The organism is Variimorphobacter sp. HTMS_6 (genome assembly GCF_059717775.1).
Map to the genome: position 1 here is coordinate 3,581,268 of NZ_AP046094.1, position 18,015 is coordinate 3,599,282.

The window sequence follows — 18,015 nt, forward strand, 5'->3', positions numbered from 1 at the left end:
TGAAAATTTATCAATGAAGGAGCATTCCTTCATACTAGGTAACATAATCTTATCGATTTAATAAGGAGGATTAAGCATGAAATCTCTAGAAGAGCTTAAAGCAATCAGAGAAAAGATGCAGGGTCAAATCGGCATTCGTAGCGAATCCAGTGATCAGACCCGTGTTGTCGTAGGTATGGCTACCTGCGGTATCGCAAGTGGTGCAAGACCAGTTCTTACTGCACTTTCCGACGCAGTTCAGACGAAAGGTCTTACTAACGTAGCTGTGACACAGACCGGTTGTATCGGTTTATGTCAATACGAACCAATTGTTGAAGTAATGGAACCAGGTAAAGATAAAGTAACTTATATAAAAATGACTCCTGAGAAAGCTCAAGAAGTTATTGAGCAGCATTTAATTCGTGGTCAGGTTGTCACAAAATATACAATTGCCGAGGTAATCGGCTAGTCCTAAGGAGGTCACACTATGTATCGTTCACACGTATTGGTTTGCGGTGGTACCGGATGTACTTCCTCAGGAAGTGTTAAAATCATCGAATCACTACAATCAGAAATTAAAAAGAATGGTCTCAGCACGGAAGTTGCTGTTGTACAGACTGGTTGTCACGGTCTTTGTGCATTAGGACCTATCGTTATTATCTACCCGGAAGCTACCTTTTATGCAATGGTAACAGATGAAGATGTTCCGGAGATCGTATCTGAGCATTTATTAAAAGGACGTATTGTAACTCGTCTCCTTTACAAGGAAATGATAGCTGAAGATGGTATCAAATCCTTAAATGATACAGATTTCTACAAGAAACAGCACAGAATTGCTCTTCGTAACTGTGGTGTTATTAATCCTGAAAACATTGATGAATATATCGGAACCAGCGGTTATGAAGCTCTTGGTAAAGTTTTAACTGAGTACTCTCCTGACCAGGTTATCCAGACAATCTTAGACAGTGGTCTTAGAGGTCGTGGCGGCGGCGGTTTCCCTACCGGTTTAAAATGGAAGCTTGCAAAAGCAAATGAAGCAGATCAAAAATATGTCTGTTGTAATGCAGACGAAGGTGACCCGGGCGCGTTCATGGATCGTTCCGTATTAGAGGGTGATCCTCACGTAGTTCTTGAGGCTATGGCTATTGCTGGTTATGCAATCGGCGCAACTCAGGGTTATGTTTATGTTCGTGCAGAGTACCCAATCGCTGTACAGCGTTTGGAAATCGCGATTAAGCAGGCTAGAGAATACGGCTTACTTGGTAAGAACATCTTTAACACCGGCTTTGATTTTGATGTTGATATCAGATTAGGTGCTGGTGCATTCGTATGTGGTGAAGAAACTGCTCTTATGACTTCTATCGAAGGAAATCGTGGTGAGCCTCGTCCTCGTCCTCCGTTCCCTGCACAGAAGGGTCTTTTCCAGAAACCTACTATCTTAAATAACGTTGAGACTTATGCGAACATTCCTCAGATTATCTTAAACGGTTCTGAATGGTTTGCTTCCATGGGTACAGAAAAATCTAAAGGTACTAAGGTATTTGCTCTTGGTGGTAAGATCAACAACACAGGTCTAGTTGAAATTCCGATGGGTACAACTCTTCGTGAAGTTATCGACGAAATCGGTGGTGGTGTTCCTAACGGCAAAAAGTTCAAAGCTGCTCAAACAGGTGGACCATCTGGCGGATGTATCCCTGCAGAACACTTTGACATTAAAATTGATTACGATAACTTAATCAGCATTGGTTCCATGATGGGATCCGGTGGTCTTATCGTTATGGATGAAGATAACTGTATGGTTGATATCGCAAAATTCTTCCTCGAGTTTACAGTAGAAGAATCCTGCGGTAAATGTACTCCTTGTCGTATCGGTACAAAACGTCTCTATGAAATGTTAGAGAAGATTACTGAAGGTCAAGGAACTATGGAAGACCTTAAGAAGATGGAAGAACTGTGCTACTACATTAAAGAGAATTCTCTTTGTGGTCTTGGCCAGACAGCTCCAAACCCTGTACTTTCCACATTACATTTCTTCAAAGATGAGTATCTTGCACACGTTGTAGACAAAAAATGTCCTGCAGGTGTTTGTAAGTCTCTTCTCTCAATCGTTATTGAAGAAGATAAATGTAAGGGATGTACATTATGTTCAAGAGTATGTCCTGTTAGCGCTATCCAGGGTAAAGTTAAAGAAGCTCACATTATCGATCAGAGCAAGTGTATCAAGTGTGGCGCTTGTATCGAAAAATGTAAGTTCGGCGCTATTGTTAAGAAATAATGTAAATGTAGGTTACTTTCGTATATATTTAGTTGCGTGATATCCACGCAGATGGAGGTTAGAAATGGAGACTGTTAATGTTAAAATAAATGGCATGTCAGTTGCAGCACCTAAGGGATCTACGATCTTAGAAGCTGCTAAACTTGCCTGCATCGACATTCCAACCCTTTGTTATTTAAAGGAAATCAATGAAATCGGTGCTTGCCGTATCTGTGTTGTTGAGGTAAAAGGTGCTAGAAGCCTTGTAGCTTCCTGTGTATACCCTATTGCAGACGGTATGGAAATTTGGACTAATACCCCTAAGGTACTTGATTCCCGTAAAAAAACTCTTGAGCTCATCTTATCAAATCATGATAGAAAATGTTTATCCTGTGTACGCAGTGGTGACTGTGAGCTTCAGAAACTTTGTAAAGATCTTAACGTAACTGCAGAAGGTCTTTATGATGGCGAACGTACTGAGTATGCAATCGATGGTTCCGCTGCTCATATGTACCGCGATAATAACAAATGTATCCTTTGCCGTCGTTGTTCCGCAGTATGTGAGCATACTCAGGGTATCGGCGTAATCGGTGCGAACGAGCGTGGTTTCAAAACCAATATTGCTTGTGCATTTGATATGGAATTAGGCGAAACAAGCTGTGTATCCTGTGGTCAGTGTATCGCTGTCTGTCCTACAGGCGCTCTTATGGAGAAGGATTTCACAGATGATGTTATCGCAGCAATTTCTGATCCTGATAAATTTGTAGTTGTTCAGACTGCTCCTGCAGTTCGTGCCGGACTTGGTGAAGATTTCGGTCTTCCTGTTGGTACCAACGTACAGGGTAAGATGGTTGCAGGTCTTCGTCGTCTTGGTTTTGACAAAGTATTTGATACTGATTGGGCTGCCGACCTTACTATCATGGAAGAAGCGACTGAGTTCCTTCACAGAGTTAAAAATGGTGGCACATTACCTTTAATCACTTCCTGTTCACCAGGCTGGGTTAAATACTGTGAGCACTACTATCCTGATATGTTAGATAATTTATCCTCATGTAAATCTCCTCAGCAGATGTTTGGTGCTATGTCCAAAACATACTTAGCAGAGAAGATGGGTGTTGATCCTGCAAAGATCGTAACTGTCAGCGTAATGCCTTGTACAGCTAAGAAATTCGAGATCGGCAGAGATGATCAGAGTGCAGCAGGAGCAGGTGTTGCCGATGTAGATATCTCCATCACAACCCGTGAGTTAGCAAGATTAATCAAACGTGTAGGTTTAGACTTCCACGCTCTTCCTGATGAGAACTTTGACGATCCTATGGGTAGCTCAACTGGCGCAGCTGTTATCTTCGGTGTAACCGGTGGTGTTATGGAAGCAGCTCTTAGAACAGCAGTTGAAACCTTAACAGGTGAAGAACTTGCAAGCCTTGACTTCAACGAAGTAAGAGGTACTCAGGGTGTTAAAGAGGCTACTTACAATGTAGCTGGTATGGATATCAATGTAGCGGTAGCTTCCGGACTTGCAAATGCAAAGATCCTTCTTGATAAGGTTCAATCCGGCGAAGCAAATTACCACTTCATCGAGATCATGGGATGTCCTGGTGGTTGTGTAAACGGTGGCGGTCAGCCTCAACAGCCGGCTTCTTTCAGAAACTTTAACGATATCAGAGAACTTCGTGCGAAAGCTATCTACGATATCGATAGAGCTTCCACCTTCAGAAAGTCTCATGAAAACCCTGCAATCAAGGCTCTCTACGATGAGTTCCTTGGCAAGCCAGGCAGCCACAAGGCACATGAACTTCTTCACACATCTTATGTTAAGAGAAGCGTAAATAAATAATAATTTATAGACAAAAGAAGCTGCAACCAACTTGCCATATGGCCAATACGGTTGCAGCTTCTTTTTTTGCTCATTTTTAATAGCGATTGATAAGTTTTTTACATATTATTACTTTCTTACTATGCATTGATTCTTCTATATGATAAAATTAGTATGTATTTTGGGTTTATATATTATTTATGGGAGGATTGGAATCTATATGAAATTATTAAAAAGGATAGTACTGCCTTTATTCATTATCTCTTTAGCCTTACTATGTATCAATCATACGCAGACCAAATTAATAGCTAATTCCACTATTTTTTTAGGTTATGTTATTGATTTCCAATACAAAGGCCAAACATTGAATTATGAGATTACGCATCTAGACCGAGTTAACGCCCCCGGAACAGTTCGCGTAGTTGGAATGAAAAGAAATGAAGCTCTGAATGATCTCTATATACCATCCACAATAACTTATTCCGGCTCAAATTATAAAGTAACAGAGATTGGTGATAATGCATTTGATTCTTGCGATTCCTTGAGCTTAATACAGCTTCCGGATTCCATCACAAGAATCGGAAATAAAGCCTTCTCTAGTGTTCCAATCACCGACATCAATACACCAAGGTCACTCACTCAAATCGGTAATTACGCATTCTCGGGTACAGCTTTAAAAATAATTAGCCTTCCAAGTGGTCTTAAAAAAATTGGAAAAGGAGCTTTTTGGGGATGCAGTTCTTTAAAATCCGTTACTATTCCAGAAGGAATCACATTAATTGATGATAGAACTTTTAGCGGTTGTAATACCTTAACCAGCGTAGAACTTCCAAATAGTATAACAGTCATTGAACGTGGTGCTTTCGGTAGTTGCAATAATCTTACCCAGATTAATGTTCCAACCGGTTTAGTACGAATTGATCAAAATTCATTCCCGGAAGATAGTAATTTACTATCGAAGTTCTCCTCCGATAAGGTTCAGATCAATCATACTTTTGATGATATTTATGATGATAATTCCACCTTTCATGGGCAATACCGAATATTAACCTCTCCAACTACCGACTCGATGGGTACAGTATCATGCAGTGGCCCCATCAATAGATATAGCAACCCTGCTACATTGACCATTCCCCGTACAATTCACGACCATAATAATACTTATCTGGTTACTGAGATAGGTGATGGAGCATTTTCAGAAATTCAAAATGTCACATCTGTAAAACTACCGGACAGCATTACCCGAATTGGCGACAATGCATTTCATATGACCGACGTGAAAACAATTAATATACCAAGTAGTGTTACATATATCGGTGCCTATGCATTTGAATATACCCCATTAAGTCTCATTACTATTCCAAATAGTGTGAATTCGATAGGCGATGGAGCATTTGCCTATAGTGGCTTGACTAAAATTACTCTTTCAAATCGTCTGACTGATTTGAGCGACTATCTATTTTACAACTGTGCACGACTAACGAATGTTCCTATTCCTAATTCGATTAAAAGGATTGGCAGATATACGTTTAGCGGAAGCAGTATAGATAGTATCAGCATACCCGAATCAGTAAACAAAATAGATGACGCTGCTTTCTCTGCATGTCATTTTTTACGCAATGTCACTATTCCTGATCATGTTACCGATTTGGCACCAGCTGTATTCTCCGTATGTGACCGTTTAGTAAGTGTCAAGCTCCCCAAATCATTACTTACTATTGAAAATGATGTATTTTCGGGGTGCTCTAGATTGCAATCAGCCCCTATTCCAGCTAAGGTAACCACAACTGGCAGATCAGCTTACAGTGACTGTACCTTATTAGAGGACGTTACTTTGCCCAGCACGCTAACTAAGATAGGCATTAAATCATTTTATAATTGTGGTAATTTAAACAAATTAGTGATTCCCAAAAACGTAACAACAATCGGGACAAAAGCTTTCAGCGGTATAAAACATATAATAACAGTTTATAAGGGATCTTATGGTGAATCTTATCTAAAGAAGAATCACCTCAATTATCAATATGTGGGTGCTAAGTCTAACAAGATACCGATAAGTAAAGTAGTGATGAAACAAAAGGATTTAACATATCATGTTGGTGATAAAGTAAAACTATCTGTATCTATATTGCCATCTAATACGACTGAAAGCAAAAAGGTGGTATGGTCAACTTCAAATCCTTACCAAGCAACTGTCGACAAGAAAGGCAATGTGACATTAAAGGAAGACGGATACGTTACAATAACCGCCACAGTCGGTAACAAGAAATGTGTTTGTGATTTCACTATTGCCCCTGCTACCCCAGTTATCAAAGCTGTTTCAAACGGATACAACAGCATTAAGCTCACATGGAAGCTTACTCCCGGTCTATCCTATCGAATATACCGGTCCACATCCCCTAGTGGATTATTTAAGCAAATTGCAGATGTGCAAAACGTGGGCTCTTATATTGATAAAAACCTTGATAATAGCTACACTTACTATTACAAGTGCAAAGCCTATACCTATCCTTCCCCTACAATCCTAACCAGCAAATATAGCAAAGTTGCGAGTGCATATCCAATCTTGTCAAAGCCTGATAAGATAGCTGCAACTGCACAACCAAATGGCGGTATCCAAATCACATGGAACAAATCAAATGGAGCAGATGGTTATATGGTATATAGATCAACCACCTCGAACGGTAAGTACACCCTGATTAAGGATGTGAAAGTATTGAAATACATTGATTCTACTACGCAAAAAGGAAAAACTTATTATTATAAAGTTGTTGCTTACAATTACATGCAAAAGAAAAAGGTGGTTTCAGCTTATACAAAATCCGTTAGTGTTAAATCAAAATAATCATGATAATTTTAATGGCACTTAATTATTAAGAAATAAGTAACCCATATAAAAAGAGGATGGAGCAACCATTGTTTTCTAACAGAATCAATCGTTGCTCCATCTTCCTTTTCTTTAAACATCATCTATGAGTTACTTTCATTTAATATTAACTTATACAACAAGAAATATTACAATAAAATAGATTACCATTAATATCAATCCTAACGGTACACCAAACTTCGCCCATTCACGGCTTTTGATATTAAGCTTCCCCGCCGATATGATATTAGGAATATTTCCCGGAATCAGCATGCCACCGCTGATTAATAACCCCATTAAAATCGCCTGTATCTGTGTTGCTGTCATATCCGGGCTGATCTCGGCTGCGGCTAAGGTAGCGTTATCAAGTACCGCAGAGGACATATTAATCCAATATAGGAATCCGCTATGTAGGTTTATTATATATTCATCAATCAATGGTTTAAACCCGGCTCCTAATAATTCCAAGGAGATAACAAAGAGAAACACCTTTCCTGCGCGAATAAATACTTCCTTTAAGGATTCAATTTGTAGAATATTCTCATCCTCTGTTAGTACATCTCCAGCTGTTTCATTTTCCATACCGCCATCTTTTCTGACAAGTAGCGCTCCAATTATGCCCAGCGCAATAATACACGGAATGGCATATACGCCTATGCTCTGTAGAAGGTAGAAGAAGTCAGCATCAAGTTTAGAAACCACTATCGTCGCTAATGGCTCACCCAGTGGAGTAAGCGCAGCTCCCAGACCTATAGAAAAGCAAGCCACTATTGTCAACTTTACCTTGTTTTCATGGCGCAGTGATAATGCATGAACAATCTCCACCAATATTAATGCAGCGATAATTGCAGTGATAACACTTGAGATTAGACCTAAAAATACAATAAGCAAGAATACAAAAAGCGATAGCGGTATTCTTACTGTTACATAATGAACCATCCTTTTTATATAACCAACTGATACTCGGAAGATCAGGCCAGCAATTAAAACTGCCGCTGTTATAAAATATAGAAGCTTATTTTCTAGTATCTCAACTCCTAACTCAGGGGATAAGGTTGCTGATATAATGGTTGCTGCAATACCCATTATAAATAAGAATAATTCAAGATTATGCTCTACCTTTTGGAAAACAAAGGGCAGAACAAAAATGCACCCTAATACTACGACCAAACCTACAATCATAACTACACCTCCAAATTTGATTAAAAGTTCTTGATTCTAAAGTAAATTAGCGTAACTCATATTACTGCTTATACAAAAAAAGGATAAGGGTATAGCTATCTCCCTCTCCTCACTGAAAGCAACATTCTTCATTCTCTTTTACTTCTTCCTCATTTTTCTAGCACTTAAATTATTGCCATTTTATCATATGACGTTAATTTATGCAAGATAGGTGCGTTTGATTAATCTACACTTATTCCCTATAAATACGTACTCAAAAAAGATTAGATTTTAATTAGAAACTATTCTTTTATTGATATAATATTAAAACTATTGTATCTTAATACATATAAATATAACGAAACACATCATAATGTTAGATAATTATAAAGAGGAATTAATCTTGCTTGCATCAAAACACCATTAATAAAGCATAAGCTATAACCAGCCTCAGAACGATATTTGTGCTTGTAATCACAACGATTATCGTATACCTGGAAGATAAAATTTTAGTTGGAGTTTCTTTCATAAAGATAGCTTTTTAAATGTCAGTTAATGATTATAACTTTATTCAGGAGGGAAAACATGGATTTATATTTAAAGAATATTACCAAAAGTTTTGATCATAAGGAGGTTCTAAAATCTGCTTCCTTTCATTTTGAAAAGGGAAAGATCTATGGTTTGCTCGGTAGAAATGGTGCAGGAAAAACCACATTATTTAATTGCTTAGCCGGTGAGCTTAAGATGGATCAAGGTGAAGTGATAATGAACATTAATGAAAACGAAAGGCCTCTTTCTACAGATGATATTGGTTATGTTTTCTCCTCAGCTATCCTGCCGGAGTTTTTAACCGGTTATGAATTTATTAAGTTCTTTATGGATATTAACAAGAATAAAATCCATTCAGATCAAACGATTAATGACTATTTTGACTTAATTAAAATCGACGACGATGACCGACATAAACTCATTAAGGACTACTCCCACGGAATGAAGAATAAGATTCAAATGTTAATGTTTATTATTGCAAAACCGCCGGTTATATTATTAGATGAACCTCTTACCTCTCTCGATGTGGTCGTAGCATTGGAGATCAAGAAGATCCTTAGAGAGATCAGAAAGGATCATATTATCATCTTCTCCACCCATATTCTTCAGCTGGCAACTGATTTATGTGATGAGATTGTAGCTTTAAGCGAAGGTGAGCTGGAGCTTTTAGATCACGAGTTATTACAATCCAGTGATTTTGAAGAAAAGCTTGTGAAACTGTTGAGTGAGGAGGGTACGCATGCTTGAGACACTAAGAAAGTCAATAATCATTAATTTTTCTATTTCCTTGAATTCCTTCATCTATTTTTTAAAAAGAGGAAAATTGACCGGATTAGTTTTTAAAAATTTACATTATGAGCATGCTGATCTGGCAGAAGTTTTAGTAGTGTTTGGTATCATATATAATATGCTAAATCAACTCTTTAAAAGTGCAGCGCTTTTATTGTTTAGTTTTGGTTTCCCATATCTTTTATTACTTGGTAGTGAGAATAAATTCGATAAGCAGTCTGTATATTGGCAATTGTTCTTTCTTTTTTACATTCTATTATCGCTATCCAAAAACTACATATTAACTCCTTCAAAGAAGAAATTTATATGTGTAAAGCTTATGAGAATGAATGCTAAGCAGTACGTTTTCGCTGACTTTTTCCCGTCTTTAATCTGGAGACAGCTTGTAGAGTTCCTTTTATTCTCCCTCGTTGCAAGCTTCTTTAATGTTAACGTATTACTTGCAATATTCTTAGTTCTCGGTAAAAACCTGTTTAGTATATTTGCAGAAGTAATCAATATTGTATTCTATGAAAAGACCGGTGATTTTCTACACAATAAGTCAGCATTAGTAATTATTTATTGTTTCGTGGTGATTGTAACCGGGTATGTCAGTGTAATCGCAAATATTATACTTGTAATTACTACACCTATGATTCTGATACTGGGATTATGCTTGTGGATCAGCGGCTTATACGCTATCTTCTTTATTGCACGCTATCCCCATTTTTCCATTGCATTAAACGATTCCAATCGTTTCGATAAACTTAATATCGATATGCAGGATATAAAAAGGAATGCGGAATTTTCCCGCGTCAAATTCAAGGATAAGGAGTTTTCTAAGGATGAGTTACAATATGATAAGGCGAATAAAAAAGAGGGCTTCCATTATATTAATGAAATCTTCTTTAAGCGACATAAGCGTATTCTAATAAAGCCAATTCAGACTCAGTCTATCATTATTGTTATTCTCTTTTTAATAGGCATTGTCTGTTCACTCTTAGTCCCTGACTTTAAATCTGCGTATGTTAAATCCGTGAAAACTATTTTTCCTGTATTTATCTTTGCTTTATATACACTATCAACAGGTCAAAAGGCTACAAAGGCGATGTTTTATAATTGTGATATCAGCCTTCTTCATTATGGATTTTATAAAACGAAGGAGGCAGTATTAGCTACCTTTACGATTCGTGCAAAACACTTAATTCTGGCTAATATTATCCCCGCTGGGATACTTGCCTCCGGGCTAGTTTTACTCGACCTGATATCCGGAGGGAATGGCAGCGAATTGATTCCGATCGGATTTATGATTATTGTACTATCAATCTTTTTTGTGGTTCATAATCTCTTTTTATACTATATCTTTCAACCCTATACTTCAGATTTAAATGTAAAAAATCCATTTTATAAATTTTTAAATTTCGTGACTTATATCCTCTGTTATCTCAGTCTTCAACTACGAAATATGTCCTCTGTCTTTTTGATCGTAGTCGTAACATTAACAATTATTTATAGCATATCTGCGTTGATAACGGTGTATAGAATTGCTCCAAAAACATTCTTAATCAAATAAAGCGATTCAATTCTACGTACAATGAGCCCTGTTGGGGAAACAGGGCTCATCAGTTGATGGGAACAATATATAAGGGAAATATATATAATGAGGGGCATTACATATATTGGTTTAGGCTAATTTTTTATTATGCGAAGTATCTGTCAAGAAGTCCCTTAAAGGCTTTACCGTGTCTAGCTTCATCCTTCGCCATCTCATGAACAGTATCATGAATCGCATCAAGATTAGCAGCTTTCGCACGAGTTGCAAGATCTTTCTTACCTGCACATGCTCCATTCTCGGCATCTACTCTTAACTGGAGATTTTTCTTGGTGCTATCTGTAACAACTTCACCTAAAAGTTCAGCAAACTTTGCTGCATGCTCTGCTTCTTCCCAAGCTGCTTTCTCATAGTAAGCGCCGATCTCAGCATATCCTTCTCTATAAGCAACTCTAGCCATTGCAAGATACATACCAACTTCTGTACACTCACCGGAGAAGTTATCTCTTAAGTCCTTAAGAATGTCTTCACTAACACCTTTTGCAACGCCAACAACATGCTCATCAGCCCAGAAGAGCCCTTCAGACTTCTCTGTAAACTTTTCCTTCGCTGCTTTACAAATTGGACATTGATCCGGTGCATTATCTCCTTCATGTACATATCCGCAAACTTGACATACAAACTTTTTCATATTATGTTCTCCTTTTAATCTCTCATTCATTCTTTTTAATAATAGTAACTATTACTGTTATTAGTATAATATAATACTTCTCAATATTTGTCAACACCATTCTTAAAATTTATTTAATTCTTGGTGAATCTTTTTTCATTTGATTTTCATATCGATACTACTTATTAGAACATTCTTGACACTGTCCATAGAAGAAGGTAACATGACCCTCGACCTTGCCAGGGAAATTTGATCCTGCAATTACATTGATATGATCAATCGGTTCCATAACAATATCCAATACTCTTTCACAGGTTCTACAGAGAAAGTGATAATGTAATTCAGCATTGCCGTCAAAGCGATCACATCCGTCCTGACAATTTATCTTAAGTATCTCGCCTTGCTCAGCTAATAGATTCAGATTACGATATACAGTACCTAAGCTGATATTAGGATAGGTCGTACGTATATTCATATAGACTGTATCCGCAGTGGGGTGCTCTTTGGTATTCATCAGGTAGTCTTTAATTGCTTCCCTTTGCCTGCTATACTTATTAACTGCCATATTAACCTCCAATTCTAATCAAAACAATTTACATAATAAACATTAATAATCATTACTATTATTATAATCACTCTTATATATTTCGTCAAGTAAATTTTTCCCTACCGAATACAACATAAAAGGCTGTAAGCATACATCCAACTTCGCGAGTATTGCTTACAGCCTAATTTATGTTAACTATTTACGATTAGCAGGCTCAATATTGATACTCTTGCCTTTAATTTTTGCTGATTTCATTACTTGTATTACTTCTGAAGCATGTTCTCTCGGCACTTCAACGAATGTATATTTGTCATACATATCGATTGAACCGATTAATTTACCAGGCATTCCTGTTTCTCCGGCTATAGCGCCCAAGATGTCACCCGGTCTTACTCTCTGATTTTTGCCCAGATTAACGAATAGTCTTACCATTCCGGCTTCAGCTCCTGTATCGCCAAAGTCCTCGTTTGACTTATCTTCATTCGCTTTCGTATTATCATCACCCATTAACATCTTTAAGAATGCAGCTGCGATATCAAGTGAAGTAAACTCTTCATCATTTACTCTCTCCTCAATAATATCAACCATCTTTCCTAAATCTTCATTTTGAATAATGTTTTTTAACTTATCTAGGATTTTATCCGCCTTAACCGCGGTCACATCATTAATGGATGGGATTGGCTGAGCTTTAATCTTCGTTTTACAATATCTCATGATATCACGTAATTTGTATGCTTCTCTACCAACTACAAGAGTAAATGCTCTACCCTCACGACCGGCACGTCCTGTACGACCAATTCGATGTACATAGTATTCATCATCCTGGGGAACATCGTAATTGAATACTGCTTCTACATCATCAACGTCGATACCTCTCGCTGCAACATCGGTTGCAACCAATATCTCTGTTCTTCCATTACGGAAAGCGTTCATTACGCGGTCTCTCTGCTGTTGTTTTAAATCACCATGAAGACCTTCCGCAAAATATCCTCTTCCCTGTAATGCAGAAGTCAGCTCATCAACCTGCTTCTTCGTATTACAGAACACCAAGGAAAGCTTCGGGTTGTACATATCGAGAAGTCTTGATAATACCTCTTCTTTATTCTTATTGGTAACTTCATAATAATATTGTTCGATCTTTGGTACAGTTAATTCTTTCTTTACCACACGAATCATCTCAGGGTTTTTCTGATATGTCCTCGCGATATCTGATATCGGTGTAGGCATGGTTGCGGAGAACATAATGGTCTGTCTTTCCTCAGGAACCTGACCAAGTATAGTCTCGATATCCTCGCGAAATCCCATGTTCAACATCTCATCCGCCTCATCAAGAATTACCATTTTTACGTTATCAAACTTAACGGTTTTTCTTCTCATATGATCCATAACACGTCCTGGTGTACCGATGATAATCTGTACTCCTGATTTCAAGGAACGGATCTGCTTGGAGATCTCCTGTCCGCCGTAAACCGGAAGTATCTTAATACCATGCATAAAGAGCGCAATCTTTCTTACTTCTTCCGCTACTTGAATTGCAAGCTCTCTGGTTGGACAAAGAACAACTGCCTGTAAATGTCTATCTTTAGTATCTATGCTCTGTAATAGTGGAATACCAAAAGCTGCAGTCTTACCGGTTCCTGTCTGAGCCTGGCCAACAACATCTTTCCCTCCTAAGATCACAGGGATTGCATTTGCCTGAATCGGTGACGGTTCCTCAAAGCCCATTTCTTCAATTGCTTTTAAAATATTCGGGTTTAACTCTAGTTCATCAAATCTTTTTAACTCCATATTTTAATTCCTTTCTTTGTATCTCTTATCTCATATATTTCCCATTCGTTATTCTTTCTATAAGCCCAACGATCTTTTATTCACGAATAAAACATCTTATCTATAATACATTCTGCAATACCTTGTCACTGCGAAAGTTCCCAAAAACAGCTCTTAGTCCGCCCGGACCAAGAGCTGAATTATCCAAATATAATGAAACAGATACTTTGCGTAGTATATCATTAGTACCATTTCTTTGTCAAGAAACATTTTTTACCCATTATAAATCTTATTTATTGTTTTTTGATCTGGAGTTCCCTGCAAACCCGGAACGTCCACCTCTTGCTCTGTCGCTCTTGCCCTTGTTCGCATGGAAGGGATCTTGCCGCATCGATGTACCCTTTTTCACTGTTTTGGTTTTACTCTTCTCAGATCTTTGTTGATCATTTTTACCGGAAGTTGGTTTTTTAAACGAAGTACTTACTTTTGGTTTGCCTTTTCCGTCAGTCTTAACCCATTGCTTCTCTTTTGCGAACTGTCTAGGTCTTATGAGACAATTCTTATCAAATCCGACCAGATCCATTCGATCCGCTTTCTTAAGTGCTTCAACGACCAAATCATAGTTCTTCGGATTACGATATTGAATCAATGCTCTTTGCATTGCTTTCTCATGAGGGGACTTCGGAACATAAACCTCTTTCATATTTCTTGGATCTAACCCTGTATAATACATACAGGTAGATATTGTGGAAGGTGTCGGATAAAAATCCTGTACCTGCTCCGGCATGTACCCAAGATCCCTAAGGTATTCCGCTAATTCTACTGCTTCCTTCAGCGAAGATCCCGGATGGGAGGAAATCAGATACGGTACTACGAACTGATTTTTTCCTACCTTTTGGTTCATCTGTTTATACTTTTGCTGAAATTGCTCAAATACTGCATTCTCGGGCTTGCCCATTAATGCTAGTACGTTATCACTGATATGCTCCGGTGCTACCTTTAACTGTCCGCTGATATGATGCTCGCAGAGCTCTTTCATAAAGGTCTCATCCTTATCTGCGATCAGATAGTCAAATCGGATACCGGATCTTATGAATACTTTTTTTACATTCGGTAAATTACGCAATTTACGCATTAGCTTAAGATAATCAGAATGATCGACCTTAAGGTTCTTACAAGGTTTTGGATATAGACACTGTTTGTTAATACACGCACCCTTCGTCAGTTGCTTCTCACAGGCAACATGACGGAAATTCGCTGTGGGTCCTCCGACATCATGAATATATCCCTTAAAGTCTTTATCCCAAATCAGATGATTTGCTTCTGCAACAATGGATTCATGACTTCTTGTCTGAAGAATTCTTCCCTGGTGGAAGGTCAATGCGCAATAATTACAACCTCCGTAACAACCTCGGTTACTTGTTAAGCTAAATTTCACTTCCTCGATGGCCGGAATTCCTCCTGCTTCCTCATAGGAAGGATGATAATCTCTCATATACGGTAAGGAGTATACTCTATCCATCTCCGTCTGAGTCAGTGGCATAGAAGGCGGGTTTTGAACTATATATTCATTCTCTTTATATGGTTCAATGAGTCGCTTTCCTGAATAGGGATCCGTGTTGCAATATTGAATATAAAAGCTTCTTGCAAATTCTTTTTTGCTATCCTGAATACTTTGAAAACTCGGGAGCTCAACTGCGTCATACACGGACTCTAAGCTTTTTGTCTTAAACACGGTTCCAGGAATAAAAGTAATATCCTTAACTTCGATTCCACTTGCCAATGCCTCCGCAATCTCTACAATGGAATGCTCGCCCATTCCATAAGATATGATATCAGCCTGAGAATCCAATAATATAGATCTCTTAACTTTATCACTCCAATAATCGTAATGGGCGAGTCTTCTTAAGCTTGCTTCTATTCCACCGATGATAATCGGTGTGTTTCTATATTGCTTCCGAATCAAATTACCGTAGACTGTTGTTGCATGATCGGGACGCTTTCCCATCACTCCACCCGGAGTATAGGCATCGGACTGACGTCTCTTCTTGGCCACACTATAGTGATTAACCATGGAATCCATGTTTCCTCCACTCACTAAAAAACCAAGTTTCGGCTCACCAAGTATGGTAATACTCGTACTGTCTTTCCAGTCGGGTTGAGCGATGAAGCCCACTTTATATCCATGACTCTCTAACACTCTACTGATAATGGATGGCCCAAAGGAGGGATGGTCTACATAAGCATCTCCCGTTACAAATACGAAATCGCATTGTTCCCAGCCCCTTTGTTCCATATCTTTTCTATTGATCGGTAAAAATTCTCTTTGCATGTGCTACTACTTTCTGTTTATTTTGCTTTTGGTGTCGCTGTTGGTGCAGGAGTAGGGGAAACTGTCTTTAATATACTACTCTCCATAATAAATCCATATGCTTTTTGTAATAATAAGCTACTCTTTATTTCTTTCTTGGACATCATCGCATAGATTTCTTTTTCAGATTTTCCATAAGATTTCATTAATTCTGCAACCTTATCTTTTACTTCTTGATCGGATACTTTCATTTTCTCAGTTTCAGCGATTGCTTTTAAAGCGATCTCCTGTTTAGCCTGAGTAGCAGAATAATCATCTACATATTTATCAAAAGCCTTTGCATCCATACCCATCTGTGAGATGTAGTCCTTTAACTCCATACCATACTGTTTTGCAGACTGCTCTGCTTGATAATTCAAATAATCTTTGTAATATTGCTGTAAATCTTTTGGAATATTGGAAAACTTGGAGTCAGCCACTATTTTATTAATAAGATTAGTTTCCATCTCGCTTTGTTTCGCGCTATCATTATCCGCTTCTAACTGTTTACGAATAGCTGCTCTAAAATCAGCAACCGATTTATACTCTGTATTATTCTTAATAAAATCGTCTGTTAAGGAAGGTGTAATCTGTTTTTCAATCTTATTGATGGTTACATTAAATACAACTGCTTGTCCTGCTAATTCAGCGCTGCTGTAATTTTTAGGGAAGGTAATGTTAAGCTTAACCTTCTCACCTACCTTGTGTCCTATTAAGCCTGATTCAAATCCCTCAATAAATTGACCGGAACCAATGGTTAAGTGAGCACCTTTGTCAGTGCCTCCCTGAAAAGCTTTTCCATCCTTTAAGCCTTCATAATCGATGTTAACGGTATCACCTTTTTCAACTACAGTTTTTCCTTTCACTTCTTCATACGCAGGAATACTTGCTAACTGTTGTTTCATACTATCTTCTACCTGTTTGTCGGTTACTGTTACTTTAGTGATCGTCACTTCTACATCTTTATATTTACCGAGTTTAACATATTTACTTGCTGTATAATCCTTTTTTTCAGGCAAAACCTTTGTGCTTGATTTATCTGTACTTGGGTTGTTTTTTAAATCACCTGCTGCTCCGCTTTTAGTGCAGCCCCCCGCCAATAAAAGTAGACTTAAGCCCATAACTAACAATACTTTCTTCTTCATTCTATTATCCTTTCCATTTTCCAATCGGCTCATGTATCAATTCACCGAAAAATTCTGAAGTACTATATTCCGTTATACCATATTTTTTAATAATTGAAAAGAAAAAAACAGTTTTTCACAAATTGTTCATCGGATTCTTATATTTTTTCAAACCGATCAACATCCACTACAAAGATTGTCGCGCCTCCCACATTTACCGCAACATTCATTGATGAATATTCTGCCAGTCCGACCGGGTTCGGGATAATCTGCTGCCTCGGTCCGCACTCTTTCTTAATAATGTCAATTACATTTTCAACATTATTCTCATCTGTGCCTATCATCAGCGTTGTATTACCTTCTCTCAGAAAACCTCCGGTGGATGCTAACTTTGTCACATAAAAGCCCTTTTTATTTAAAGCCTCCGTAACATATCCACTATCAACATTTCGTACAATTACGTAAATCATTTTCATAAAAACCCCTCCTTCAATATTTCTTATATGACTATCACTATACTTAAGAAATCAATTCGTAAAATGTACATTATCTATTTATCAATCTGTAAATCATGATTTTTCTTATCAATATTATAGTATAATGACCTCTTCT

The 18,015-nt window shown here is 37.8% G+C and carries 13 protein-coding genes; 6 read left to right on the top strand and 7 right to left on the bottom strand.

Going from position 1 to position 18,015, the window contains the following annotated elements; all coding sequences use genetic code 11:
- Nucleotides 1-76: 76 nt before the first annotated feature.
- From AC6IWN_RS16175 to AC6IWN_RS16190, 4 genes are all read left to right on the top strand, one after another.
- A complete protein-coding gene (locus AC6IWN_RS16175) occupies nt 77-448 on the top strand; it encodes a (2Fe-2S) ferredoxin domain-containing protein (RefSeq protein ID WP_497988747.1) in 372 nt (123 codons plus the stop codon).
- An 18-nt stretch (nt 449-466) separates the two neighbouring features.
- A complete protein-coding gene (locus tag AC6IWN_RS16180) occupies nt 467-2,254 on the top strand; it encodes an NADH-ubiquinone oxidoreductase-F iron-sulfur binding region domain-containing protein (RefSeq protein ID WP_497988749.1) in 1,788 nt (595 codons plus the stop codon).
- 64 nt (nt 2,255-2,318) lie between these two features.
- On the top strand, nt 2,319-4,070 hold the full coding sequence (locus AC6IWN_RS16185; protein ID WP_497988751.1) for an NADH-dependent [FeFe] hydrogenase, group A6: 1,752 nt from the start codon (nt 2,319-2,321) through the stop codon (nt 4,068-4,070).
- A gap of 199 nt (nt 4,071-4,269) precedes the next feature.
- Nucleotides 4,270-6,894 (top strand): leucine-rich repeat protein, encoded by a 2,625-nt coding sequence (locus AC6IWN_RS16190; RefSeq protein ID WP_497988752.1) that lies wholly within the window; start codon nt 4,270-4,272, stop codon nt 6,892-6,894.
- 153 nt (nt 6,895-7,047) lie between these two features.
- Here AC6IWN_RS16190 and AC6IWN_RS16195 read toward each other — a convergent pair whose 3' ends face one another.
- Entirely contained in the window at nt 7,048-8,097 is a 1,050-nt protein-coding gene (locus AC6IWN_RS16195) for a DUF1646 family protein (RefSeq protein ID WP_497988754.1), read from the bottom strand.
- A 564-nt stretch (nt 8,098-8,661) separates the two neighbouring features.
- Between AC6IWN_RS16195 and AC6IWN_RS16200 the strand changes: the two genes are divergently transcribed.
- Both AC6IWN_RS16200 and AC6IWN_RS16205 read left to right on the top strand, forming a co-directional pair.
- Nucleotides 8,662-9,372, top strand: a complete 711-nt coding sequence (locus AC6IWN_RS16200) for an ABC transporter ATP-binding protein (protein ID WP_497988756.1) — start codon at nt 8,662-8,664, stop codon at nt 9,370-9,372.
- A complete protein-coding gene (locus AC6IWN_RS16205) occupies nt 9,365-10,966 on the top strand; it encodes a hypothetical protein (protein ID WP_497988758.1) in 1,602 nt (533 codons plus the stop codon). Before AC6IWN_RS16200 ends, AC6IWN_RS16205 begins: the two co-directional genes overlap by 8 nt.
- Before the next feature lie 127 nt (nt 10,967-11,093).
- On the opposite strand, the gene AC6IWN_RS16210 is transcribed toward AC6IWN_RS16205, so the two are convergent.
- The 6 genes from AC6IWN_RS16210 to AC6IWN_RS16235 form a co-directional block, all read right to left on the bottom strand.
- A complete protein-coding gene (locus AC6IWN_RS16210) occupies nt 11,094-11,636 on the bottom strand; it encodes an NADH peroxidase (RefSeq protein WP_497988760.1) in 543 nt (180 codons plus the stop codon).
- Between the two features lie 157 nt (nt 11,637-11,793).
- Nucleotides 11,794-12,180, bottom strand: coding sequence for a Fur family transcriptional regulator (locus AC6IWN_RS16215; RefSeq protein WP_497988761.1), 387 nt, complete (start codon nt 12,178-12,180; stop codon nt 11,794-11,796).
- Between the two features lie 177 nt (nt 12,181-12,357).
- On the bottom strand, nt 12,358-13,950 hold the full coding sequence (locus tag AC6IWN_RS16220) for a DEAD/DEAH box helicase (protein WP_497988763.1): 1,593 nt from the start codon (nt 13,948-13,950) through the stop codon (nt 12,358-12,360).
- A 268-nt stretch (nt 13,951-14,218) separates the two neighbouring features.
- Nucleotides 14,219-16,261, bottom strand: coding sequence for a YgiQ family radical SAM protein (locus AC6IWN_RS16225; RefSeq protein ID WP_497988764.1), 2,043 nt, complete (start codon nt 16,259-16,261; stop codon nt 14,219-14,221).
- A 17-nt stretch (nt 16,262-16,278) separates the two neighbouring features.
- On the bottom strand, nt 16,279-17,424 hold the full coding sequence (tig, locus tag AC6IWN_RS16230; protein ID WP_497988766.1) for a trigger factor: 1,146 nt from the start codon (nt 17,422-17,424) through the stop codon (nt 16,279-16,281).
- A 137-nt stretch (nt 17,425-17,561) separates the two neighbouring features.
- A complete protein-coding gene (locus AC6IWN_RS16235) occupies nt 17,562-17,879 on the bottom strand; it encodes a cyclic-di-AMP receptor (RefSeq protein WP_497988768.1) in 318 nt (105 codons plus the stop codon).
- Nucleotides 17,880-18,015 lie beyond the last annotated feature (136 nt).